23 protein-coding genes and 1 riboswitch are annotated in these 24,007 nt (G+C 41.1%); of the genes, 5 read left to right on the top strand and 18 right to left on the bottom strand.

Translation table 11 applies throughout. The annotated features are described in order from the left end of the window. Nucleotide 1: 1 nt before the first annotated feature. From opp4C to MFF31_RS04805, 5 genes are all read right to left on the bottom strand, one after another. Nucleotides 2-928, bottom strand: a complete 927-nt coding sequence (opp4C, locus tag MFF31_RS04785) for an oligopeptide ABC transporter permease (protein WP_238186964.1) — start codon at nt 926-928, stop codon at nt 2-4. Between the two features lie 15 nt (nt 929-943). Next, a complete protein-coding gene (locus tag MFF31_RS04790; RefSeq protein WP_238186965.1) occupies nt 944-1,900 on the bottom strand; it encodes an ABC transporter permease in 957 nt (318 codons plus the stop codon). A 59-nt stretch (nt 1,901-1,959) separates the two neighbouring features. Beyond that, entirely contained in the window at nt 1,960-3,708 is a 1,749-nt protein-coding gene (locus tag MFF31_RS04795; RefSeq protein ID WP_238186966.1) for an ABC transporter substrate-binding protein, read from the bottom strand. Between the two features lie 226 nt (nt 3,709-3,934). Next, a complete protein-coding gene (locus MFF31_RS04800; protein WP_238186967.1) occupies nt 3,935-4,843 on the bottom strand; it encodes an ArsR/SmtB family transcription factor in 909 nt (302 codons plus the stop codon). Between the two features lie 155 nt (nt 4,844-4,998). Continuing rightward, nucleotides 4,999-6,471 (bottom strand): protein adenylyltransferase SelO, encoded by a 1,473-nt coding sequence (locus MFF31_RS04805; protein WP_238186968.1) that lies wholly within the window; start codon nt 6,469-6,471, stop codon nt 4,999-5,001. A 198-nt stretch (nt 6,472-6,669) separates the two neighbouring features. Here MFF31_RS04805 and MFF31_RS25370 point away from each other — a divergent pair, with 198 nt between their 5' ends. Beyond that, nucleotides 6,670-6,855, top strand: coding sequence for a hypothetical protein (locus MFF31_RS25370; RefSeq protein ID WP_375541300.1), 186 nt, complete (start codon nt 6,670-6,672; stop codon nt 6,853-6,855). 132 nt (nt 6,856-6,987) lie between these two features. Here the strand turns inward: MFF31_RS25370 and MFF31_RS04810 are convergent, their stop codons facing one another. From MFF31_RS04810 to MFF31_RS04820, 3 genes are all read right to left on the bottom strand, one after another. Beyond that, nucleotides 6,988-8,994, bottom strand: a complete 2,007-nt coding sequence (locus MFF31_RS04810) for a serine hydrolase domain-containing protein (RefSeq protein WP_238186969.1) — start codon at nt 8,992-8,994, stop codon at nt 6,988-6,990. 322 nt (nt 8,995-9,316) lie between these two features. After that, nucleotides 9,317-9,790, bottom strand: a complete 474-nt coding sequence (locus MFF31_RS04815; RefSeq protein WP_238186970.1) for a GNAT family N-acetyltransferase — start codon at nt 9,788-9,790, stop codon at nt 9,317-9,319. 13 nt (nt 9,791-9,803) lie between these two features. Next, complete coding sequence (locus tag MFF31_RS04820; RefSeq protein WP_238186971.1) at nt 9,804-10,406, bottom strand: DJ-1/PfpI family protein; 603 nt, start codon at nt 10,404-10,406, stop codon at nt 9,804-9,806. Between the two features lie 48 nt (nt 10,407-10,454). Next, nucleotides 10,455-10,535: riboswitch (ZMP/ZTP riboswitch) on the bottom strand. 149 nt (nt 10,536-10,684) lie between these two features. On the opposite strand from MFF31_RS04820, the gene MFF31_RS04825 reads away from it, so the two are divergent. Next, a complete protein-coding gene (locus MFF31_RS04825) occupies nt 10,685-11,863 on the top strand; it encodes an oxalate decarboxylase family bicupin (protein WP_238186972.1) in 1,179 nt (392 codons plus the stop codon). Nucleotides 11,864-11,970: 107 nt separating this feature from the next. Then, entirely contained in the window at nt 11,971-12,135 is a 165-nt protein-coding gene (locus tag MFF31_RS04830) for a hypothetical protein (protein ID WP_238186973.1), read from the top strand. Between the two features lie 583 nt (nt 12,136-12,718). Here MFF31_RS04830 and MFF31_RS04835 read toward each other — a convergent pair. The 4 genes from MFF31_RS04835 to MFF31_RS04850 form a co-directional block, all read right to left on the bottom strand. After that, a complete protein-coding gene (locus MFF31_RS04835) occupies nt 12,719-13,186 on the bottom strand; it encodes a GNAT family N-acetyltransferase (RefSeq protein WP_238186974.1) in 468 nt (155 codons plus the stop codon). A gap of 190 nt (nt 13,187-13,376) precedes the next feature. After that, on the bottom strand, nt 13,377-14,024 hold the full coding sequence (locus tag MFF31_RS04840) for a hypothetical protein (protein WP_238186975.1): 648 nt from the start codon (nt 14,022-14,024) through the stop codon (nt 13,377-13,379). Next, nucleotides 14,002-14,505, bottom strand: coding sequence for an RNA polymerase sigma factor (locus tag MFF31_RS04845; protein WP_238186976.1), 504 nt, complete (start codon nt 14,503-14,505; stop codon nt 14,002-14,004). The genes MFF31_RS04840 and MFF31_RS04845 overlap by 23 nt, the downstream gene beginning before the upstream one ends. Before the next feature lie 149 nt (nt 14,506-14,654). Next, the gene (locus tag MFF31_RS04850) at nt 14,655-14,909 is read right to left on the bottom strand and encodes a hypothetical protein (RefSeq protein WP_238186977.1); all 255 of its coding nucleotides are present in this window, start codon (nt 14,907-14,909) and stop codon (nt 14,655-14,657) included. A 343-nt stretch (nt 14,910-15,252) separates the two neighbouring features. On the opposite strand from MFF31_RS04850, the gene MFF31_RS04855 reads away from it, so the two are divergent. Further along, the gene (locus MFF31_RS04855) at nt 15,253-17,610 is read left to right on the top strand and encodes a M13 family metallopeptidase (RefSeq protein ID WP_238186978.1); all 2,358 of its coding nucleotides are present in this window, start codon (nt 15,253-15,255) and stop codon (nt 17,608-17,610) included. A gap of 175 nt (nt 17,611-17,785) precedes the next feature. Here MFF31_RS04855 and MFF31_RS04860 read toward each other — a convergent pair whose 3' ends face one another. Together MFF31_RS04860 and MFF31_RS04865 are read right to left on the bottom strand one after the other, a co-directional pair. Continuing rightward, nucleotides 17,786-18,472 (bottom strand): alpha/beta hydrolase, encoded by a 687-nt coding sequence (locus tag MFF31_RS04860; RefSeq protein ID WP_238186979.1) that lies wholly within the window; start codon nt 18,470-18,472, stop codon nt 17,786-17,788. A 148-nt stretch (nt 18,473-18,620) separates the two neighbouring features. Beyond that, on the bottom strand, nt 18,621-19,232 hold the full coding sequence (locus MFF31_RS04865; protein WP_238186980.1) for a hypothetical protein: 612 nt from the start codon (nt 19,230-19,232) through the stop codon (nt 18,621-18,623). Between the two features lie 173 nt (nt 19,233-19,405). On the opposite strand from MFF31_RS04865, the gene MFF31_RS04870 reads away from it, so the two are divergent. After that, nucleotides 19,406-19,819 carry a tellurite resistance TerB family protein gene (locus tag MFF31_RS04870; protein ID WP_238186981.1) on the top strand — a complete coding sequence of 138 codons (414 nt, stop codon included), beginning with the start codon at nt 19,406-19,408 and terminating at the stop codon, nt 19,817-19,819. A gap of 210 nt (nt 19,820-20,029) precedes the next feature. Here the strand turns inward: MFF31_RS04870 and MFF31_RS04875 are convergent, their stop codons facing one another. The 4 genes from MFF31_RS04875 to MFF31_RS04890 are packed head-to-tail and all read right to left on the bottom strand — an operon-like array spanning nt 20,030 to nt 24,000. Beyond that, complete coding sequence (locus MFF31_RS04875; protein ID WP_238186982.1) at nt 20,030-21,415, bottom strand: glycosyltransferase family 2 protein; 1,386 nt, start codon at nt 21,413-21,415, stop codon at nt 20,030-20,032. A 19-nt stretch (nt 21,416-21,434) separates the two neighbouring features. Continuing rightward, on the bottom strand, nt 21,435-22,532 hold the full coding sequence (locus MFF31_RS04880) for a BtrH N-terminal domain-containing protein (RefSeq protein ID WP_238186983.1): 1,098 nt from the start codon (nt 22,530-22,532) through the stop codon (nt 21,435-21,437). Between the two features lie 40 nt (nt 22,533-22,572). Continuing rightward, nucleotides 22,573-23,715 (bottom strand): radical SAM/SPASM domain-containing protein, encoded by a 1,143-nt coding sequence (locus tag MFF31_RS04885; RefSeq protein ID WP_238186984.1) that lies wholly within the window; start codon nt 23,713-23,715, stop codon nt 22,573-22,575. Nucleotides 23,716-23,730: 15 nt separating this feature from the next. Then, complete coding sequence (locus MFF31_RS04890; RefSeq protein WP_238186985.1) at nt 23,731-24,000, bottom strand: acyl carrier protein; 270 nt, start codon at nt 23,998-24,000, stop codon at nt 23,731-23,733. Nucleotides 24,001-24,007: the final 7 nt, after the last annotated feature.

Raw genomic sequence — 24,007 nt, forward strand, 5'->3', positions numbered from 1 at the left:
ACTACTTTTGTTTTGGGTCGAGCGCATCTCGTAATCCGTCACCGAACATATTAATCGCAATAACTGTCAAAAAAATAGCCATACCCGGCGGTATCCATAACCATGGTCGTAACTCGAAGTCCATTAAATTGTTCGCTGAGTCGATCATATTCCCCCACGTTGCGGTCGGCGGCATAACGCCAAGTCCAAAAAAACTCAATATCGATTCGCTCAAAATAGCACCGCCTACGTTCAGTGTCGAAATAACAATGAGCAGTGGCACCATATTAGGAAGAATATGATTAAATAATTTTCGATGATCACGCAAGCCAAGAACGATTGTCGCCTGCATAAACTCACGTTCTCTTAAACTAAGCAATTGCCCGCGAATGAGTCTTGCAAGTCCTGGCCAACCAATAACGCTGAGCATAATCATAACGACATACATTCGATATTCCGTTGGCATTTTCCAATCGGACAGTAATGCTCCTACGATGAATAGGATAGGCAGATTCGGTATCGTTAGCAGTAAATCAGCAATTCGCATAATGATTTGATCAACAACTCCACGATAATAACCAGCGATTGCACCAAGAACAAAGCCGATCGTAACAGACAACGCCATTGAAGCGATTCCTACAGTTAATGAAATTCGACCAGCTTGCAGCAGCCTTGTTAACACATCTCTGCCAAGCATATCTGTCCCGAGCCAGTGACTTAGACTAGGCGCATTATTCATTACCAATGTATTAATTTTGTTGTCCGCATATGGGGAGAAAAAAGGCCCTATAAAACAAGCCGCAAACATAAAAACAATAAACCAAAAGCATATGACAGCGAGCTTATTTTTACGAATGCGGCGCAGTGATTGGCTCCATAACGAGGACTCGGCAGCAACTTGCTTATCCTTGGATACTTTGCTCACCGCTTTGGCGGTCAACGTCGACATAAAGATTCAGTCCTCCTATTGCAATTTCACGCGCGGATCGGCGACTCGATACATTAAGTCAGAGAATAATGTGCCAATTACTGTAAATATCGCGATTAACATCGTTAAGCCCATTAGCAATGGGTAATCTCTAACTGTGAACGACTGCATAAATAAATTTCCGATACCCGGCCAGTTGAATATTTTCTCAATAATGAGTGACCCTCCAAACAAAGCTGGAAGCTCAAAGCCTATCATTGTGATAGCAGGAAGCATCGCATTGCGCAGTGCGTGACGGAATAAAACGGTTCGTTCCTTTAACCCCTTTGCCCTAGCTGTCCGAATATAATCTTGTCTGATGACATCGAGCACATTGCTGCGGAAATATCGTGTAAGCGAGCCGACACCGAGCAATGTCATTACAGCTACAGGTAATATCATGTGATGCAACACTTCCTTCACATAGGCAAATCCTGTCGCATTACTTCCCGTCGTTATCATTCCGCCCGGTGGCAGCCACTTCAAATCAACAGCAAATATTTTGATGAAAAAAAGTCCAATAAAGAAAGAAGGAATAGACATCGCTGCAAATACAAAAATGACAATTATCGTATCAAACCACGAATATTGTTTGTATGCAGATATGACACCGACGATTACCGCTATGAGCCACGTTAATATAGTAGATGTGATTGCGAGTAGAAATGAGCTCCCTATATATTCATTAAATAACGTAAGGACAGGCTTCTGCTGCTGTAAGGAATAACCGAAATCGCCCTGTAGCGCATTACCCATCCAGACCGCGTACCGCTCCAAAACCGGATCGCTTAGTCCATAAATTTCTCTTAGCTCCGCTTCGCGCTCATCCGTTAATTTCACATTGCCCGTAATAAAATCTCCTGGCATTAAGGCATATAGCAAAAAAATGAGGAGCGAAGCAGCCAGCAATATAAGAGTCGTATGCAGCAGTCTGCGCAATATAAATGTTTTCATGATCGGCTCCTTATTTTCGCTGACTGAAGCCGTTGCTCCAGCCAGCGAAACCTGCACATTTATTGGGCTAGCTTCCAATCCGGCAATCCTACCGTAATACCACGGAATGGATTCACGGTAAGATCTTGAATACGTCCGTTATAGCCATAGACCATTTTGCTGTAGCTGGTGAAGATGTATGGAAGATCGTCATTGATAACCTGATAAAGCTCTTTATACACCTTTTTACGCTCCTCGATATCCAATGTAGCCAAGCCTTTCTCAAATAGTTCTTTCACTTTGGGATTGTCATAGCCTTTCACATCTCCGTTAACGAAAGAGCTAACTCCATCAGATGGGTCATTCAAAAGCGGCGTAGAAAATGAAACAAGGTCAAAGTCTCCACTCTTATGTTTGGCGAGTTGTGCATTAAAATCTGCAAATTGCTCAGGCTCGAATTTAATACCAATTGCTTCGTAATTTTCTTTCGCTACCGCTATAAATATATCCGTTCCTTTTTTCTTCGAGCCGATGAAATGGATCTTCAACTCCTTGCCGTCTTTTTCACGAATCCCGTTTTTCCCTACTATCCAGCCAGCTTCTTCAAGCAGCTGCTTTGCTTTCTCTGGATCATACTCGTATGGATTAATGCCCTCCTCTGTGTATGCCCAAGATATTGGAGGAGCAGGAATATTCGCTACTATAGCAGCCCCTTGGTTAGAATCGACGTAGATTGTTTTCCGATCTAATCCATAAGTGAGTGCTTGGCGAACCCGCTTATCCTTCAAATGCTCCTTCTCAAAATTAAATTGAATATAGCCATAATTACTTGCTGTGAAGTTTTGCAAATTTAGGAATCCGAGTTTTTTTAGCTTATTGATATTTTCCTCCGTTGCAGAAAATCCGCCGAAATCTTGTTCGCCAGTCTCAATAAACTGCCACGTATCGCCTTCTGTCGTTTTGTAGATGAAGTTTTGGATACCAACCTTACCGCGGTAATAATGCTCGTTAGCGACAAAACGTACCTCTTGCCCTGGAATAAATTTATCCAGCTTATACGGTCCGTTCCCAACTGGTTTCGCATGCAGGTTTTTGATGTAATCGAGACTGCCAAATGTATAGTCCTTACCATAATAGGCTTTGGATAGCACCTTCCCACCTAACGTCAGGACAGCAGTTGCATTCACTTTCTCAAGCGAAGCAGATACGGTTAATGGATCAATCACTTTGATCCCTTCGATAGTGGTTGCTTTCCCTTCTTTATAATCCTGAGAACCTTTAATACCAAGAGTTAACAAATCGCTGTCCCCGTCATAGGCTTTGTCAAAGATGAGCGACCATGTAAAGGCAACATCCTCTGCTGTCAAAGGAGAGCCATCACTAAACTTCGAATCCCTGCGCAGATGGAATGTGTACGTTAAGTTGTCAGGCGACACTTCCCACTTTTCAGCAAGATCAGGGACAGGTACACCTTTTGTATCAACAGTGACAAGTGAAGAAAATAGAACGGAGGATACGTTGCCGTCATATCCACTTTGATGGAAATAAGGTGTAAATGCTCCGCTCGGATCGGTAAGGCCAACAATAACGGTATCTGTACGTTTTTTTGCTGCTTCTGGAAGCTTCGTAAGATCGCTTGCTAACGTAAGACCAGAATCCGCAGGAGGCGCGGTCGCTGTAGATGTGTTCGGTGATGGTGTAGTCGTAGCAGTTGAATCTGCCGAAGGGGTAGTTGTTGAATCCTTAGGTTCATTATTTTTTGAGCATGCGGAAAGGAGTGTTAACGCTGTGAGAACTACTGCGAGTAAGATCAAAGTTGTTTTTTTCATAGATCGATCCCTCTTCTCATATAAATTATACAATTCCGATAAGATAAGTATGATATCAGCTGATAGGTTATATTATAGGATCGAAATACAGTTCTGTAAATAGAGAACAAATAAAAATTTGTAAATTCAATTATATAGGTGGTAAAAACAAAAAAAGCCGTTTATGCTCCGACTTTCCGGTGCAGAAATGGCTTCGTTTAGAAGAGGTTTCATTAAGGGTTACCCGTTATCGCTCAATAAAATCAAGTAAATTGCTTTGAATTCGTAATAAGGCATGTGATCTTAAGCTGTATTCAGTTAGAGTATCTCCATCGAAATGAGCACAAATTAAGCCTGCGGTACGCAATTTGGCAATATGATCATGAGTAATTCCTTTCGACAGACCAAGGTGACGAACGATCTCACTGAAACTCCGTGGACCTTTGTGGAGATAACGTAATATTTTCAAACGATTCCTCTCACCAAGACTGCGAAGTACACGATAATTATGTGGAGAAAGGAAATCTTCCTGCTCTAGATTAATTCTTGCGGAATAGTGGCATAACGTAACTTCGCCAAAACGAAAGATCATATTAATTGGCTGAAAGTGAAATTGCGGAATAAGGATGAGCTTATTTAAACCTTCTGTTTGCATAAATCGCAAACCATTTGTTGTTTCATCGATAAATACTTCCTGAGACATGCTGTGCATTGCAGCTTTCCGTTCGTTTAACTCCTTCTGCAATGCTGTGATAATAGTTGGCTCGATATGACGGAAATATTGCTCGTTCCAACCATCAATCATTGTTAATGTCCGGGAACGAAAATCGTGCATGCTTTCTGGATATTGGTCAACATAGTTAAGAACAAGCTCATTCAAGTCACCCACAGTTAATCCGTCAAGCCATTTCAAAAAGCCTTCCGCACTAACTGTGTCTGGACATAGATGAATGAGTAAATAAATTAGCTTCCACTCCGCATTCATTTTTGTCCCACTTAGCAGTGAATCTAGCTCAGGGGTAAGCTTTTGGCGGGTATCGTTTGCCCATGTCGATGGCAGATCAAGCTTTTTATGAGAGTTACGACATATATAAGTGTGAAGGCTTGCAATAAGCTCGTGTACGGGCTCGAACATAACTTCCAATCGGTAATCCAATGCAATCCGCTCCTCTCAAGCTACCTGCACTCATTATAACTTGAACGCATCGACGTATTCTATATATGCTCAAACAATTCATTCCTAGCAAAAATAAGCCTTCTTTGCCACTCTAAGAGCAGGTTAGAAGACTTACATTATTATTTTTCATTTTTTTACGTACCGCAATAAGTTCGATATGGATAGGTTGTTGGCGCTGGCAGAGTTGCGTATTCTTCTTGCTCAGGAGAATGAACAAATGGATTTTTTAGAACGTTTAGAAGTTGCTCCATCACGCTCGAATCTCCATTTTCTGCAGCCTGCAACGCTTCCTCAACCCGATGATTACGAGGGATTAGCGCCGGATTGCTGCTCTTCATCAATTGCTTAGCAGCTTCATCTGACTCTTGTTGCCCCTCTAGTCTCGTCTGCCACAGCTCATGCCACTGAGTAAATTCGTCAGTACCAAACATAGCGTTGCCATCCCGTTTATCAAATGTTAGCGAGAGGAACGTATTTGTGTAGTCAGCTTCATACTTCTGCATCAAATTGAGCAAATCTTTAATAAGAGTTTCATCCTGCTCTTCTTCGCCTAACAATCCCAGCTTCGCCCTCATTCCTGCGAGCCAATTTTGATAAAATAATTCGGCAAATTGTGCGATTGCACCTTCGGCAAGCTTTATAGCTTGTTCCTCGTCAGTATGCAGAAGCGGCAATAACGTTTCCGCAAATCTTGCGAGGTTCCATGCGGCAATTTGCGGCTGATTACCATATGCATAGCGCCCATTCTTATCAATAGAACTAAACACCGTCGCTGGATCATAATCATCCATGAAGGCGCAAGGTCCATAATCAATCGTTTCTCCACTAATAGCCATGTTGTCGGTGTTCATTACCCCATGAATAAAACCAACAAGCTGCCACTTGGCAATAAGCCCAGCCTGACGCTTGATTACGGCTTGAAGTAACGATAAATAACGGTTTTCATCAGCCGCAACCTCAGGATAATGTCTTTGCACAGTGTAATCTGCCAAAGCCCGAAGATCATGAACTGTTCCCCAATTTGCAGCGTATTGGAAAGTGCCTACACGTAGATGACTAGCAGCTATGCGTGTAACAATTGCACCCGGCAGCTTCATTTCTCGTTGAACGGACTCACCCGTTGTCACGACAGCTAAGCTGCGGGTAGTAGCAATACCTAGCCCATGCATGGCTTCGCTCATAATGTATTCTCGCAGCATCGGCCCAAGTGCCGCTCGACCATCGCCCCCACGAGAATATGGTGTTCTGCCTGAACCTTTAAGCTGAATATCTACCCGTTCGTTTAGAGGTGTAATCTGTTCTCCAAGCAGAATCGCCCGACCGTCACCCAGCATCGTAAAATGTCCAAATTGATGGCCAGCATAAGCTTGTGCAAGAGGCAATCCGCCTTCTGGAATTTCGTTACCTGCAAGCACTGCTAAACCTTTATCACTTTGTAAATCTTGGACACTCAACCCTAGTGATGTTGCCAATGACTCATTAAGAATGATTAGCTTTGGTGCACTAACAGGGTTTAAGTTAAGCGTAGAGAATAGGGATTGCGGCAGGCGAGCGTAACTATTGTCAAACTTCCAACCTGCTTCTATAGTCATTTTTTGTTCAGTCATCGTTATCTCCATTAATTTGTGACTTGTTAATCGGATTTGTGATTCATTTTCTATTCTAACGCAAGACGCTTCTTTAATTGTAAGCTACCGTTCTTTTATTATACATTTTGTATACCTTTTGGCGCACTGTCACATATTTATTGAAGTCATTCTTCGAAAAGAGTTTGTTGAAGAGCTGAAGAAATTACAGTTTCTGTGATGCATGAAGAAATTGTTATTGAACGACGAGCAATCGATCACGAAGCAAGTGATGATCCCATTCATGCAGAAGAGATCATTCGTATTTCTCTTAGCCTTTTCTGCAAAAGCAGTTTAGGCTCTTTTGATACAGTATTTCAAAAATATGGATACGGCTATATTCGAACAAACCTCGCTAGTAAGTAGGTATACTAATTTCACGACAAAAAGCAGTCTCGAACTTGAAAATAAAGTTCCAAACTGCCTTACATATTAGATATTAAATTAGAATTGCTGGACAATCATTTGCTTCTCCCAAAAAGAAAAATCAATCTACAATTAAAAGCCCATTGCCGCTACAAGTACTCTAGCAATATTAGATAATATAAATGCAGATTCCTTATGAAGCAGCTCATCTTTTGAACGGAAATCAGCTCCGCTTTCACTTGGTTCGATTTCAGGCCCAGCCATGCCAGTTGCTACGAGGAATTGCACTGCTTCTTGACCCCATATAGCCGTCTCGCCGCTCAATTTCACTGGAATTGCTAATGCGCCAAACGTTTGCATCGAGCGATAGACCATAACAGCAGCTTCTTCGCGTGTAATAATTCGATCAGGATAAAACTGTCCTGTGGCATTTCCTTTAATAATTCCGATTACTGCGAGTTGATTAATTTCAGTTGAGTAGCGATGACCTTCTGTATCAGCAAAGGTTGTAGCTACCTGCGTCAACGGATAATTCATTAAATGATGCAGCTGTGTCGCAAATTCAGCACGGGTCAAAGCTCTCTCAGGTTCAAATGCGACTGCATCCGGGTTAAGTGCACCATCTAACGTACGCAGCGTATAAATTTCATTGGCATATGGATGATTACGAGGCACATCATCGTAATCTCGTTTGTCCTCCACTCGCTCGCTCCATGCAGATGGTATGGAATAATCAAGATGAGTTATTTTACCTTCCTCATTCCCTTTAAAAGCAGCTGCTTTTCCCGATTCATCACGAAACAGTCCATCGCCAATAGGTACTAGCTTTTTATTCCCGGTTGCTCCGCTAAACGAAAGATATCCCTCTTCTGCTCTAACAGCAAAGTGTGCAAGCGGATAACGCAAGAAACGGTAGCTTCCTTCATACTTTGTTAATTGAGCTTTAGTGAGTGCAAGAACGGGACGCTCTTTGTCCGTTTCCGGATAATAATGATCCATAAAAGCTTTAAACAATCCTGAAATGATCGCTGTGTTATCCTTATCGCCATTAAGTACAATAAAACCACCAACTTTACGATCAGGCAGCAGCCACATCCATGAATGAAAACCTGACAAATCTCCAGCTTTCCCAATCACATTTTCGCCATTGTAGTTTTCGCGATGAAACATTTCAAATCCATAACTCATAGTCGGTAACTCTGGGTGAATGGAGATGCGTGTCTGATGCATTTCTTTGACCGTTTTCTCCTGCAAAATCCTTTGATTGCCTAGTTGGCCGCCATTCAAATGAGCTAACATGAACTTGGAAATATCTGTACTTGTCGCAACCATACCTCCTGTTGGCATAATGGGTGGATTAATTTCATAAAAAGGCATTGCCTCACCGTTTCCATTATGGCCCGTTGCGAGCTTTTCCTTTACCTTATCTGTTATACGGAAATCACTATTTGTCATACCAAGGGGACGGAATATCTTATCTTCAACGACTTCCTCGAAGGGCTTATTTGTCATCTTCTGCACAATATAGCCCTGTAGGTTTGATGCGTAGTTGTCATATTTGTAAGCAGTTCCGGGTTTGCGGACTACAGTTGGTGCGTAATTTTCGATGTATTGTTCTAGTGTAGAAGGTCCGGCAAGGTCTATATCGGAATAATCAAATCCGGAAGTGTGTGTGAGCAAATCTTGTATTTTCAGCTTAGTCGTTGTTTTGTTTGCTACTTTAAAACCACTTGTATAGTTGTGTATATCCCCATTTAAATCAACCTTACCTTCTTCAACTAGTTGCATTAGCGCCGTAGCTGTAAATACCTTCGACACAGAAGCTACTCGGAAAAGAGTTTCATTCGGATCGATCAGCTTCTTACTTTTCACATCTGCATATCCAAAGCCTTTATTCAGCAGCACCTTATCTTCACCTACAACAACAAATGCCCCTCCAGCCAATGACTTTTTCACTTCCGGTCGGTTGAAGTATGCATCCGCAAATGCCTCTACCTCTTTAGCGTCTTTAGGACCATTAGCAATTGCAGCTGCCACTTTGTTTTCTGGTAATGAAACTGTCGTTACTGTAATAATAGCTGCCATAAGCGCTGCCGCCCATTTGTTCCTCTTTCTTTTCTTACTTTTTGCCACCAACATAGTCTTCCCTCCATTAACTTTTAACTAATTTTTACATCCGATACTTCTCTATCATAATTCACATTCCCCTCTTCAAACTCCGGCTACAGTCCATAATTGCAGCCAGCCCTAAGGTCAAAAATTAATACAACTCAAGACTGACATAATCTCTGTCGGAGGGATGATGAAGAAGTAAAAGTCATCCATCCTATCATTCCTTCTCCAAAATAGTATGCGCAATGCATGAACGAATTGGCGCTTGATTCGCTGCGGAACGACAAAAAAACAAGCTCCTCCTTCGAAAAGGAAAAGCTTATCTTATGTCCTGAATCCAACCTGTTCATTACAATGTTTTTACAAAAGTAACTCTATCAAAAGAAGTTTCGAAATAGTCCTTTTCATAGTCAAGCATTTCAAATCCAATACTTCGATAAAACGTCAAAGTGTCCTCAGTCCCAGTATGACCGAGTGTATAGAGGATCACTGCATTTGCCCCAAACTCTTGTAACTTGTTGCAAATCGTATAAATCAATCGTTTACCTATGCCATGTCGCTGATAGCTGTTCGAAACAGCAACCCCGACTATTTCATAAAGTCCAACTTCTTCATTAAATAGAAAGCCGGCATGACCAGTCACTTCATTCGAATCAGTAGTAGCGACATAATAAGCACACCTACTGGCATCCTGCAAAAAGTTGCTCCAGCGTTGTGGATACCGGTCGACGACGAATGGCGGGAACTGTAGAGAATACCCCGACATAATCCCTGCAACGTATCTTTCATCCTCTTGCCTTAATAGGCGAATATTCAATCTCATTGCCTCCCTATTTCTAAGTTGCCTTGATCCAATCGTATTCCATCAGACGAGTAGTCTGTAATGCTCTCTCTTCTCCAAGAAGTTTTCCAACTACATATAATGACATATCAATACCAGCAGACACTCCAGCCGAAAGAATGATTCGACCATTGTCGACATAACGAGCATCCTCAACTATAGTAGCTGTTTCTGGAATAATTGCTTTTAATTCATTAACCGCATTACGATTTGTCGTTAGCTGCAAACCATCCAATAAATTAGCGCTCGCTAAAATTAATGCACCCGTACAAACGGAAAGTAGCAGTTCCACATCCTTCGACACTTCGCGAATCCAATATAATATGATGTCATTGTTCATTTCAGTTCTTGCACCCCATCCGCCAGGAATGATCAAAATATCTGGTTTAGGACAGTTATGAATAGTGTAAGCGGGGTTAATACTCAAATTACCTAACGCTGTAATAGGCCGATCGTTCTCAGCCACTGTATACACATTGAAGTCTTGCCCTCTGTTGCTTCCTACCGTAAATACTTCGAATGGCCCTGCAAAATCCAATACCTCTACATTGTCAAAAATAAAAATGGCTACATTTCTTGCTTGCCCTGCCTGACTCATTCCATCATCCCCCTGTAAAACAAATAAAAGTATTCGGTCTTAGACCAAATACTTTGCCCAGGCGTACGGCTTATGAAATATGTGCTCCCTCGTGGTTCCTCCACGTTTACGCCAGTCACACATACCAGACTCTTATTAACCATTTATATCAGACTACTCTGATAATTTCAATGATTCCATGGTAACCTTTTTAAATCGAGCTTCATTACATTTCAAAAATCATACCCTCTTCTCAAAACTCATATATTAGTTGAAATTAATGGTGAGGAGTATGTGTAATGGATAACCAACCAAAAATTCAAGGGACTTCTAATCATGTTCCACAGCCCATTCGAAGTGACGGTGCAGGCGCACCTGATCTCGGACCTCGCGATATTATGCGAGATCTTGAAAACCCTGATATGCTGGTTCCGCCTATTACAGATGCGGGTCTACTACCAAACTTGAAATTTTCATTTTCAGATACGACTATGACATTAAATCATGGAGGCTGGTCCCGAGAAATTACAGTGAGGGAGTTGCCTATCGCAACCACGCTGGCAGGTGTAAATATGTGCCTCACACCCGGCGGAGTACGTGAGCTCCATTGGCATCAACAAGCTGAATGGTCATTTATGTTATGGGGAAGGGCACGAATAACGTCAGTTGACCAAGATGGTCGAAATTTCATCGCAGACCTTGGTCCGGGCGATCTCTGGTACTTTCCTCCCGGTATTCCACATTCTATTCAGGGGCTGGAAGGGGGCTGCGAGTTTCTACTTGTTTTTGATGATGGTAACTTTTCGGACCTCAATACACTATCTATTTCCGACTGGTTTGCCCATACTCCCAAAGAAGTGCTATCAGCCAATTTCGGCGTACCAGATAGTGTATTTAACAACATCCCAAGGGAACAAGTTTATATTTTTCAAGATAAAGTACCTGGTTCGCTGGAGAGTCAGAAGATTAAATCTCCCTACGGGACTATTCCGCAAAGTTTCAAGTACGAGCTTCTAGCACAAACACCAATTAAAACACCGGGTGGGAGCGTACGAATTGTGGACTCCACCAACTTTCCAGCCTCCAAAACGATTGCTGCTGCACTGGTCGAAGTCGAACCCGGAGCAATGAGAGAGCTTCATTGGCATCCTAATAATGACGAGTGGCAATATTACTTGACTGGACAAGGACGCATGACGGTATTTGCGGGCAATGGTACGGCTCGTACATTCAATTACAGAGCAGGTGATGTGGGATATGTACCATTTGCTACTGGACACTATATTCAAAATACGGGTAACCAAACGTTGAGATTTTTGGAGATGTTCAAAAGCGACAGATTTGTTGATGTGTCTTTAAACCAATGGATGGCGCTCACACCACGTGAACTAATAGAAGATAATTTACACGTCGGAGCAGAATTGCTGGATGTTTTACGTAAGGAGAAATGGCCTGTCGTCAAATATCCAGAGTTTTAACGTTTGATTATAATGGCAGTTGGTGTGAGTAGTTTGACGATGGATAAACGATCCTCTACTAGAGCATATTATTCATGTCACAACTACATATAACTGGAGGTACTTCCATGGGAACTAATATTTTTGATGCGGATCAAAATGATTTCCACACCGACGAAAACACCAATAACAATGAGGTTCTTCAACAACAAGCGGAACAGAATAATACCAAAGTCATTCCGCAACACACTGAGGATACACACCAACAAGAAATTGTTGAAGAACAGAAGTAACGTAGGATTCCTGTTACACGAAGCTAATGATTATCCTATCCCTTGCCAATGAAACTTTGAAAAGGGAAAGATATGAGGGCCTTTTCTGCGAAAGCAGTGAAGGCTTTTTTGATAGTAATGCTATACATTTTGCCCTTAAACATTCCCGTTTGTTTGAAAAAAATCTCATTTGGAGCATCTTCAGTTAACGGTTGCCCTTCTGCTTTTTCAAAGCACATTAGCTAACGAACTCAGCAACTCTTATTTGATTCATATGTGATGGGTTTGAATTTTAACGAATTCCAGATTCCCTATTTCGAGAAAATCAGCTTGATTACTGTTGTTTATGAGGAAATAACGCCATTTGAGTTCGTTAGAAGAAATAAACCGCGGAATCTTTATTAATAAGCACTTTACGGTTCGTTAGACAGTCCGTTAGACGGTTCGTTAGACGGTTCGTTAGACGGTTCGTTAGGCATAACAACAATCCGCCCCTACCTCCTCCAAATAATTAAACCCGGTTCATCACCGGGTATAAAAAGCCACAAAGTTAACCCAAAATACTTGGTCTAGGAGTAAATATCGCTCATTGGCAAGTTTTTTACTATTGCTGCGGCAGTGTTAAGAAATACTGATAATATTCATCGTCCTTAACATATCCAAGTCCTTCATACAATGACTGCGCCTTTATGTTTTCTGGGGCCGTCGATAGTGCAATTCCTTTTGCTTTTGTTTGCAGGGCAAACGTTTTTACTTCCTCCAACAATTTTCTAGCAACTCCATGCTTACGGTACTCCTCACTAACATAAAGATCATTAAGCACCCATGACCTTTTCATAGAAATAGATGAAAACGTCGGGTACAACTGGGCGAAGCCAATTGCCTGATCCGTTGTATGATGTCTAGCGATATATATGATAGATTCAGCATGGTCAAACCTTTCAAACAGAAACTGTTTGGCTCCCTCCTGATTAGAAGATTGCCCATAAAAAACACGATACAAGTCAAATAAAGGTGCTAAGTCATTTAGATCATTAATAGTTGCTTGCGACACTGAAAACTCGATTGTCATTTGTTCATTTCTCCTTTCACTGATTACACTATTATTTTACAAACACAGTTCTAATTACAAGTAATATTTCCCCAAATAATTCTATCGTAACTTCCATGGTGTTCGCCGAAATAATGCTTTCGCAACTCACATTGTGTTCGCCAATATAGAGGGTTAATGGCATTCGTCCTAAACTGTTATCATCCTCCCTCTAGTTGCTAAGCTTACCTGAATACATGCCATTATCATCCGAAGTAATCTCAATTCTACTGTTGCCTAGCTTTGTTTTATTTTTGTAAGCAGTTATTTCAAGCTCACTCTTAATTGCTGCTGCTTGTGACGCACTGCCTTCTGCTAAGGGGGACCAGTAAATCGTATCGCCAGATTTAACGGTCACTTCCTTTCCCAATACTATTATTTTGGAGTCACTATGATTCCAATTCAACAGCTGCCCATCCGATGCTTGCAATTCGATCAGATCTGCACCTTCAGCAGCAATTGTTATAGGAAAACCCGGCGCATTGCTCATAATCATCGAATATTGACCAAGTGGAAATTCGATATCAGGATTTACCTGTAATGTTGTACCGTCTGCCGCGTACGCAGTAATTGCAAACCCACTAAACAATGTAATTGTATTAGTTGTTTTTGTATGTTGGAGAGCAAGCGTCCCACCTAGAGCAAGTAGGCTTATCATCAGGCAAGAAACGGTGATCATAGTCAATTTTCTATGAAATATGGAAACCGTAGACTGTTTTTCAGCGGTACTTCTATGAGGAATACTGATTAATGTTTGCTTGAGCTCGCTACTCACGTTTATTTCGTTCATATCATTTCTATAATTTTGATCTATTGTCATTAGCAAATCCTCCTGTTATTTTTGCTCTGAGAAGCTCTTTCGCTCGTTTCAACTGCGTCCGAATTGTGCTCTCCTTTACCTTCAAGAGCTCCGCAATTTCTAACGTTTTGTAACCTTCATAGTAATGAAGATGGATGACCACCCTATACTTCCGAGGGAGCGTAAGAACAACGGGCAAAACCTCCATATTTTCTATAAAATAATTGGGTAGAGGCACTTCCTCAACAAGTGAGAACCATTTTTTCCATGGACTTCTAATTACATCCCTGCATGTAGTTATCGTTACCCGGATAATCCACGCTTTCTCATGTTCCTTATCGTTAAAGGGGCGTTGATAATTAAAGAGCTTAATAAAAACTTCCTGACATACATCCTGTGCATCCGCAAAATTCCCAACATGCGCTAGTGCCAAGCGAAGAACTATATCGGCGTATTTGTTTACCAGAAGTACTGAATCTTCTTTCCTATCCCACTCACTCATTCTCAATTTCTCCCCTCCTTCTACCCAGAACACGTTTATCCTTTGAAAAATGTTTCATTTCTTTGATATACAACAAAATAAACGGCTGCCGAAGCAACCGTCATTCTCCTAATCCATTCATCTCTTGAAAAAAGATTAAACCTATCCTGCTACTTATTAATTTCTCCATTTCCTTTTGTTCGTTTAAATTTCGAGTATCTATGGATAGCTACTGGTAAGTTAATAATTCCTGTAAGAAAAGTTATGCAGTGTGGAAGTAGGTCAATAAATGTAGGGGGTGTATATCCATTACCAACTGGTCCAGTTTTGGGCTGCTTGGCATCCCATAAGCCATACCAAAGTGTAAGTATAGACATAACAATAATAAATATAGCTAACACGATGTGTAGAACATACCTGTTCATCGATATCCCTCCATTTCGAAATGACTAGCACAAAATAGTCGAATGCTTCGTTTCCTCTACTCTCCTAAAAGTAAATGCTTTCAGAGTTGAGAAAACGAGCAACATGGGCCATTATCGCTACGTGCTGCTCTTTTTATCGTATCTGGTTGAACAACACAATTCAACAATGAAATGAAAAAATTACCCTTAAACAACATATTGACGAATAAGTAATTAGTGTATATATTATGCATATACATTAATTACTGTATTCACTATAGTTATTAATGTAATACAGGATATGAATGAAATAGGCCATTTGTAGATTTTCGGTACTAAAAATAAACCACGAAGGAGTCCAAAGATGAAAAAGAAATTATTATCCTTACCCGTAGCAATAGCTATGGCACTATACGTAAGCGCATCGGCTTATGCTGATACAGCACCGCCTGCGCCAGCAACACGAGGAGACATCGTTAGCACCTTGTTGAACGCAGCAGATGCTTATAACGCTAATCTTCACAAAGGAACGATTATTCAAGGTTATGAAAACGGAGATTTAAGAGAAAATGAACCTGTTAAAAAAATTGAAGCTTTAGTTATGCTGAGCAGAGCATTTGGCGAGCTGCCCGAGCCAGTAGGGAACGACTTGCGGGTTGGAACGTTTGACGTGGCGTTTACCGAAATACCTACTTGGGCTAAAAAAGATATCAATAAACTGTTGAAAGCAGGTGTGCTGACGGGTAAGGGTGAAGGCACATTAGGTGTTAACGACACGATTACGATATCGGAGTTACAGACGTTTATATCCAGAGTATGGGCGCTCGAAGGCTCTCATTTAAACGATGACTTTTATGAAGCAATCAATAAGAAGTGGCTACAAAAATCAACCATCCCCGCAGGGGAGCTTTGGGACGGAAGCTTCCCAGAACTAAGTAAGCAAAATAATAATAAAATAGCTGTAATCGTAGAAGAACTAACAAAAAAACAATTCGCTTCAGGAACAAAAGAGCGTAAACTTGCCGATTTTTATGTAACGGCACTCAATAGCGAACAACGAAACAAACAAGGGATTGAACCCATCAAGAAATATATAGCTGCGATTGACAGGGCCAAAACTCTCGACGAGCTTGTCCAAGCAGACCTTACCATGGAAAAGGAAATAGCTCTAAGTACACTGTTCCGAATTTCGATTACAAGTGACCCCAAGAACAGTAAGGAAAATGTCCTGTATTACATGGGACTTACAACAGGCTTGGATAAAAGCAGCTATGTGACCGGGGATGCAAAAGCAAAGAAATTATACATCGAACAGGTAGCCAACTATCTCGTACTGACGGGTGAGAAGGAGTCCGCAGCAAAAGCTCGCGCCGAACAGGTTTATGAAATGGAAAAAAGCTTGGCTGCTGTTTCGCTTGAGGGCCATGAACGGCTTGATATTAATAAATACTACAATCCGTATACGATTGCACAATTTGATGACATGCATAAAGAAGTCGATATGAAACAGATTTTGAAATCAATGAAAGTTAATCAAGTCGATAAAGTGATTGTATACGATTTGAAACTTGCGCAAAAAGGCGCAGAGCTCATGACAGAATCTAATCTGGATGTACTTAAAGCCTATACTAAAGCACGACTGCTTGCGGAAACAGGCTCGCTGTTGTCGGATGAAATTAGGAATGTCTCAAACGATTTTTACGCAGCCTTATACGGCGTTGTCGGAACGAAAACGGATAAAGAAAATGCCATAAATGCTACAAAAGGTACGATGTTCGCATATTTGGATCAAATGTATGCGGAGAAACATTTCTCCGCCGTAGCCAAAAAAGATGTGGAGCAGATGGCAAAGAAAATAATAGCCACCTATGAAAAAAGGATCAACCAGCTTGATTGGCTGTCCGAAGCGACCAAGGCAAAAGCAATCAAAAAGCTTGAGACAATGACTGTAAAAGTTGGATATCCGGATAAGTGGGATACGACGCTGGATCAAGTAGAGGTAAAGTCATACAACGAAGGCGGCTCGTTGTTCTCGAATACTTTTGCAGTTAACTCCGCTTATGTTGATGTGTTTAAATCTAGTATTGGAAAACCAGTCAATAAGGGGATGTGGATAGCTAGCGTCTATAGCGTTAATGCTTACTACAGCCCATTCAATAACGAAATAACATTCCCAGCTGGTATTCTTCAATCACCTTTTTATGACATCAATGCCAAGCCTGAACAAAATCTTGGAGCAATTGGCGTTGTAATTGGTCATGAAATCAGCCATGCATTCGATAACAATGGATCGGCATACGACGAACATGGCAATGCGAAGAACTGGTGGACAGAAGAAGACTTTAAGAAGTTTAAAGAGAAATGCCAAGAACTAATTGCATTCTATGATGGGATTGAGGTCGCCCCAGGTGCCATAAACAACGGTTTGCTCACGTTAGGTGAAAATGTGGCGGATTTAGCCGGTATGGCTGTTGCACTGCAAGTTGCTTCCGAAACGGACAATCCGGATTACAGAGCGTTTTTCGAAAGCAACGCAGAAATTTGGACCTACACATCAACAAAAGAATTTGCGGCTTCTCTTAGCAAAGAAGATACTCATTCCGCTAATAAAGTTCGGGTAAACCGAACAATTGTGAACTTCGAACAATTTTATGAAGCTTATGGCATAAACCATGGGGATGGCATGTATGTAGCACCCGAGGACCGTGTTTCGATCTGGTAAAACAAATAATCGTTAAGTAGTGGGGGCTGTCTCAAAGGTTATAGACCTAAGGGACAGCTTTTTGTGTGAAGATCAAAAAGAAACCGGGCTAGACAGTTATCACCTCAAGGTGCTCGCCAAGGTCATTATGTACGCTTACACACAGTGGATTTATTTTTAGAAATGAAGGATGTTCTCACAAGTCCCTCCATCCTCTCACCATCATCAAAATTTCTTCAATCACGATTTCCGGTTCATCGTGGTGAATATAATGTCCGCTATTAGTCGCAACTCGGACTTTACTAGCGGTAGAGAGGCGCTCAAAATCAGCTTGCAGTTTTTGCTCGATTTCCAATATATCTTGGGAGGGCCAATCTGCGCTCCCTTCATCAGGCAAACCTCTAATAATAATAGAAAGAGGATAGCTCCCATGTCCGGTATGATCAACGATTTGTTGATAGCTTTTAATCTTATCGATCTTCTCGCTATTTCGCATAGGATTCTCGTAATACTCCCTGTTTTTCGCAGCAAGCTTTCCTGATAAAACCTTTTCATACTCAAGCTCTTTATATTCAGGTGCCGCATCAACTAAAATCATACCGAAAATAGTATGCGGATACAGGCTTGCATATAACCTGGCGACCAGATCTAAGCAAGTTCGAGGAACAGGAGCATCCTGACTCTTGCCAAGCTCTGCCCTGTCATAAGAAAAAGTTGATGTCTCCTGAGCGATCCGTTCTTGAACCTCATTCCATGTATCACAGCTATCGCCCATTCCTGTTATTAAGATGACACTTGGTGTGACATGACGTGAATATTTGCAGTACAGCCTACGGTGATTGCAGGTGTGGTAGCCTTCATATATCTCTTTATCCAAGTGCATATCGCTTTCTCCTCACGTACTTTTTGTCCGGGTTTTCAGGGAAAGATATCCAATTTATATTCCATGCTGAGTGAAACATTAAAATAGAAAACCTTCGCTTCAACTTAGAGGCTGCCCTTGCCGCTATCATGCCTCTCGCTATCTACAACTAATCTTCAAACCGCAAAGTAAACATAATCGCTCTTTCCATTCTGCTAACTGATTCCGATGATAAATCCTCCGTATGAATTTGGTTGGCGCTTGTTTCGTGAATTCCCCAAACATGAACAGATTGATCCGTTCCAAATGTAACTGATTTATGATTAGAGATCACTCCTTGTGCAACCATCTCCTTTTCCCAAGCAGGCATAGTAAAGGTAGAATGGGTAACTCCAGAAGGATTTATTGTGCTAACTTTTATTTTGTTATAATCCACTTGATCCTTAATAGAAACTTTATCTATCGATATCATAATTTCAACTTCCTTATTTTCCTTATCTCCCGTACTGAAAAATACATCACCAATAGAACCCGCTGAATCTATTTTCTTTCCATATTCCAATATATCAATATCTAAGCTTGGGCTGGGTCTATTACCATCGTAGCGTAATTTAAATGCTCCAGTCATGGAACCTAGAAATGGTTTATACTTCTCCTCTTTACCCTTGAACAACTCAACAGGCGTCAACGTTATTTTGGTAGTCTCATTCTTACTTTCTGAGTCAGCTCGGCATCCTGTTAAACTTAGCAACACTATCAATATGCAAGTTATTAAACGCATAACACACCTCCTAATGGAACATTTTACCTTATTAAATATAAATATTCCACAACGTCTATCTAGCAACACCTTGCAATAGGTTGAATTTCCCTTCCGAGTCTACTAAACTGAACGTATCTACCTATCATCCCTAATTGGGTACGAACAGGAAGTTAAAAGAGGAGTGAGTACAATTGTTTTTACAATTCATCGTAGAACGCGACCATAAAGAAGCTTTTCTAGAACTTGCACACCGAATTGCCAAATCAGATGGATTCGTGAATCGTAATGAATCCACTTACATTCGAGGCTGGATGAATGAGCTTGGTCTCGACGACTGGGAGCCTAATACTGAGGCACAACTTTCAACTGCAGAGTTAGTCGGCAACTTGCAGGACGAACAACTTAAGCGCATTTTTATAGCGGAAATGCTGCTGCTGATTTTAGTGGATGGCAATTATAACGATGAAGAAAAACGGATTGCTAATGAAATGAAGGAGCTATTCGGTTGCAATGACCAGACATTCGATAAATTCAGGAATTGGGTAGAACAGATGAACAAGCTAAAAGTAGAGGGTATGAAGCTTGTACTACACGGATCGAACTAACGAGCCTGCTCTTAACTCTTATTTAAGATGAAGCGAACCTGTCGAAAGCTTCAATCTCACTTAAGCAAAATAAAATATAGATGGCGAATGCCACAAACATAATGTTTGGTCATTCGCCATCTACAATTACTGTATAATATTTTTTCTCCATTGTCCCGCACAATTTGCATGAGGGAACTATCCGTTAACAAGCCTTTGAATCTCTCCAGCTTATACTACAGTCGCAACTATTTTATCCACCTCAAACACGATACAATCATCCACTTGGCGTTCCGTTCCAGACTCTAACTGATTGCGATCAAAGAGCGCTTCAAGCTCTTGTCTGCTATGCCACATCCATCCTGCCGTTGTCGCGAGATAGGATACGTAGCTGTCATTATACAGAAATACAAGCTTCTTACTTATTCGATATAACTCTTTCAACATAATACTTATGAGCGGTTCATTAAACATTCTAATATAATCCGTTACGATAATCACATCAAAGTACTTAGAAGTATAATGGGTATCCAAACCGAGCAAATAAATAAACTCTTTATCAGGCCACGTGCTTTGATATCGCTCGAGCAAATGTTTGTTTTGCAAGAACACATGCGATGTATTTAGTGATGAGAGAAAAGAATGGCTGTCAGCACCTAGTACCGCAGATCGTTCCGCACCTTGTACATATTCCCTATTAAGTACATTAATAAATGAATTGCTGTATGCAGGAATGTAATAATGAATCAACAGACGGTTGAACTTTGCCATAATCTGATCAAAGTGCATATCAGCAGAGTAAGGGTACAATTCTGTATCAAAGGTTCGTTGTTTAACGTGCATTTTTTTGCGATTCAAATAACTGGACTTTATTTTTTGATCAATATTATCGTCAGAAGGATGTGGTAGATGCAAGGTGCAAATCTCATCCGTTGCATACATCAAAGCCCCCTCTTTGTGCAGTCGATATGAAAAATCAGTATCTTCTGCTCCCCAGCCTTTCATCGTCTCATCGAACCCGCCTGTTTGAAGAACGATGCTGCGTGAAGCGCTAACCGCTCCACTCCACCCCATCGTCCAAGGTACATCCATCCTACCCAAATCATTGTTTATTAATTCAAAATGTGATGTACGCAAATCCTCCCAGCCCGGATCATATTTGAGCTTCTCGCATACATGGGCAAGATTTGCTGGATGTACACCTTCAATGACGGACATGTCCTCTTTATTCGGGTCGGTAAATGCACCCAATATATAATGGTATAACACCATATTGCTGCTATCACCGATACGATCAACTACTTTTTCTACGAAAAAGTCAGGAATAACAATGCCGCAGTCAAGGAACACAATAATGTTACCGCTACTCTCACGTATCCCTGTGTTGCGAGTTAGGGAACGACAAGACTTTTTATTACGTTCCAGATAGATATACTTCAAATTTACGATTCGCTCTGCAAAGGAATCTACTATTTGTTTTACCGGCTCTGTCGAACCGTCATCAACGACGATGACTTCAAATGAACGGGCACTAGTGTTCTGGCTCTGTACAAAATATAATGTTCGCTCCAACTGCTCCATTTTGTTGTACACAGGAATTATGATTGATACGTCCACCTTACACCTTCCTTTCCTGCTAAAATTTCGATTGCTGAAGCTCCTCAATTAACTTCTGGATCGCAATCTGTTCGTCATTTTGCATCTCTTGCATCAAATTTGGAAGTGATTGGAGTACCGTTCTATTGTCGCTCATATAACTTTTGAGCATTATATTTCGCTGGGTATACGCTTTTTTCTCCAGTTGCGTAAACTCGGCTAGTAATGTCGTTTCCTTCGAAAGATGACCTAACTGCTGCAAATATTGAATCCTTGCGACCATCATTTTTTTGTGCTCCCACAAAATATGAAACGGTCTAACATCAAAGTTTTGTACACCATCCATGATACGAGTTACAAAATCGTGCAGCTTAGCGTATATCTCAACACCGAAATAACCTTCCATTGGATGCTGTTGCAGCTTGAGACGCTCGGTCGTGTTTCTTCCTTCTAAATAATCTTGTAATACTTCGATAATAAGCTTCAAATCAAATTCAAATTTCCCCGCCCCTGAACCGTATTTCGTTTCATTGTAATCGACAGGCTCCACCCTACTGCATGAGCTTATTAACTTGTGTGATTGAGCGATCTCTGATGAATAGGCTTGATAAAATTGCTCAAAAGAGATCTCCTGCATAGAAAACTGACGATTTTTATCAAATAAAGCAACATGATACACTTGCCGATCCAAATCATACCCGTAGATGAAAATATCATGGACATAATGGTTTTGCTGATAGCAAATTGTATTGTGAATATAGTATTCATCCACATACGTCACAACATAATACTTGCGCTCTAACTGCATAATAAGGTAATGGTGAATATCGATATTAAGCTGCTTAATCATTGCTTTATCAAATTGTCTATAGCGCAGCCATGGCATATTACCGTAGGCGATCATTAAATCCGGGTAAAAATCAAGACGATATTCCTGAAAATCATTTAAGTAGTGCTTGGATAAAAAAAGTTGAATATAGCTGGTGTGTATCCATGGCTGCGCATATTCGTAGGGCTGAAGTATACCGAGCACATAGGCATGACCCAAAAAACCGTACACTTGCGGCATCGCAAATGGCAATTTTACACTTCTCTTCGATTGATCAACCAGTGCGGATTCCACTTCAACGATTGTCATGAAACTGACCTCCATTTTTGTTGATGACTATTGTAGTCGATTAATAGGACTCAGGATCTGCAAACATTCGTGTGCAGCGGTTGCACATCATCAAGTTGGTCGTTCTCAAATAATCACGGAACTTGGTTGCACGCTCGCCCTCCCACATATCCGCAAATGAATTCTCATATATGTTGCCATACTTATAGTCTGGTAGATCAACGCATGGATACACATCACCTGTGCGGCGTATGATCATCTCATGCCAAGGTGCCACACATTTAGTACGACCGAATACATTTTCGATATCCGTATAATAATCGTGTATGTCCACAAAGTGGGAGGCATCCATCCCTTCAGCTGCCCACAACTCTTCCAGTTCCTTCTTCAAGAGCAGTGTATCTACCTGGATTGAATCTTCAGCGAAACCTTGCCATGCTGGCGAAACATCGCAGTCCAAATCATGCTTCATCTGAGTCGCATAAGCACGACCTCTTTCTGGTGTTGTAAATAACAGTGGAGCTAAATTCACGGACAAGTCACGACGCTTTGCCCATGGATTACGAGAGTCATGCAGGAGCACCTCTGCATCTTTGAATCGTTCTCGAAGCGCACTCATAAACTCCTTGATGCTAAGGTAATTGCTTGGAGAGAGCACCATCGTAATATTAATAAATGGGAGTCTCTTTTTCCGTTTACGTTTCTCTGCTAGCAACGCTTCGATATTTTCGCAAATGATTTGGAAGCTGCCCTTACCCCGAATTGCATCATGGTACTCTTCTGGCCCATCAATGGAAATATTCATCGCTACAATATTTTCCATAATAAACTCGATACGTTTTTTAATTAATGATCCATTGGTCAGCAAATAAATATTCGCTTTACGCTTCCGAAGATGCTCCACAAGTTCCGTAAAATGTTTGTACAACATTGGCTCTCCGCCAGTAATAATGACCCCGAGATTTTTATTTACTGCAGTGACATCGTCAAGAAACTTCTTTAATACATCAATATCAAGCTGCTCACGGATAGCACGTTGAGGTTCTTTGAGCGCCCAACCTGTCTCACCCCATATATGACAAAAGTTGCAACGATAATTACATAACTCTGATGGGTATAATGTGAGCTGTTTAATTGTTGGCACCAAGTTCTTAACATGCTCCTCTAATGCGGTTCCTCCAAGTTTTCCTGCTCTTGTTAACATGAAAGCATCCCCCTTCTATTGGTCATCTTCTTGGTTTAAATGGATATAGCTAACAATTTGATTGATCGAGTTGAAATTGCGGAAATCAAGATCCTCATCGCTCCAAGAAACACCAAATTCCATTTCTGTAGCAATAACCAGCTTAATAAACGTCATTGAGTTGATACCAAGTGCCGATAAATCATCGTCTAGCCCGCATTGATCAAGTTCAGATGGATCATCGACATTATCCTTCAGCAGTTCAATAACTTTCATTGTTAATTCGTCCTTCGTTTCGATTATCATGTTTATT

It is taken from the genome of Paenibacillus sp. L3-i20, from assembly GCF_022180385.2.
Lineage (GTDB): Bacteria > Bacillota > Bacilli > Paenibacillales > Paenibacillaceae > Pristimantibacillus.

Excerpts from the sequence above, each read along its gene's own strand:
- opp4C (WP_238186964.1), bottom strand. The coding sequence starts at position 928 with ATGTCGACGTTGACCGCCAAAGCGGTGAGCAAAGTATCCAAGGATAAG.
- MFF31_RS04790 (WP_238186965.1), bottom strand. The coding sequence starts at position 1,900 with ATGAAAACATTTATATTGCGCAGACTGCTGCATACGACTCTTATATTG.
- MFF31_RS04795 (WP_238186966.1), bottom strand. The coding sequence starts at position 3,708 with ATGAAAAAAACAACTTTGATCTTACTCGCAGTAGTTCTCACAGCGTTA.
- MFF31_RS04805 (WP_238186968.1), bottom strand. The coding sequence starts at position 6,471 with ATGACTGAACAAAAAATGACTATAGAAGCAGGTTGGAAGTTTGACAAT.
- MFF31_RS25370 (WP_375541300.1), top strand. The coding sequence starts at position 6,670 with ATGCATGAAGAAATTGTTATTGAACGACGAGCAATCGATCACGAAGCA.
- MFF31_RS04810 (WP_238186969.1), bottom strand. The coding sequence starts at position 8,994 with ATGTTGGTGGCAAAAAGTAAGAAAAGAAAGAGGAACAAATGGGCGGCA.
- MFF31_RS04815 (WP_238186970.1), bottom strand. The coding sequence starts at position 9,790 with ATGAGATTGAATATTCGCCTATTAAGGCAAGAGGATGAAAGATACGTT.
- MFF31_RS04820 (WP_238186971.1), bottom strand. The coding sequence starts at position 10,406 with ATGAGTCAGGCAGGGCAAGCAAGAAATGTAGCCATTTTTATTTTTGAC.
- MFF31_RS04825 (WP_238186972.1), top strand. The coding sequence starts at position 10,685 with ATGGATAACCAACCAAAAATTCAAGGGACTTCTAATCATGTTCCACAG.
- MFF31_RS04830 (WP_238186973.1), top strand. The coding sequence starts at position 11,971 with ATGGGAACTAATATTTTTGATGCGGATCAAAATGATTTCCACACCGAC.
- MFF31_RS04835 (WP_238186974.1), bottom strand. The coding sequence starts at position 13,186 with ATGACAATCGAGTTTTCAGTGTCGCAAGCAACTATTAATGATCTAAAT.
- MFF31_RS04840 (WP_238186975.1), bottom strand. The coding sequence starts at position 14,024 with ATGACAATAGATCAAAATTATAGAAATGATATGAACGAAATAAACGTG.
- MFF31_RS04845 (WP_238186976.1), bottom strand. The coding sequence starts at position 14,505 with ATGAGTGAGTGGGATAGGAAAGAAGATTCAGTACTTCTGGTAAACAAA.
- MFF31_RS04850 (WP_238186977.1), bottom strand. The coding sequence starts at position 14,909 with ATGAACAGGTATGTTCTACACATCGTGTTAGCTATATTTATTATTGTT.
- MFF31_RS04855 (WP_238186978.1), top strand. The coding sequence starts at position 15,253 with ATGAAAAAGAAATTATTATCCTTACCCGTAGCAATAGCTATGGCACTA.
- MFF31_RS04860 (WP_238186979.1), bottom strand. The coding sequence starts at position 18,472 with ATGCACTTGGATAAAGAGATATATGAAGGCTACCACACCTGCAATCAC.
- MFF31_RS04865 (WP_238186980.1), bottom strand. The coding sequence starts at position 19,232 with ATGCGTTTAATAACTTGCATATTGATAGTGTTGCTAAGTTTAACAGGA.
- MFF31_RS04880 (WP_238186983.1), bottom strand. The coding sequence starts at position 22,532 with ATGACAATCGTTGAAGTGGAATCCGCACTGGTTGATCAATCGAAGAGA.
- MFF31_RS04885 (WP_238186984.1), bottom strand. The coding sequence starts at position 23,715 with ATGTTAACAAGAGCAGGAAAACTTGGAGGAACCGCATTAGAGGAGCAT.
- MFF31_RS04890 (WP_238186985.1), bottom strand. The coding sequence starts at position 24,000 with ATGATAATCGAAACGAAGGACGAATTAACAATGAAAGTTATTGAACTG.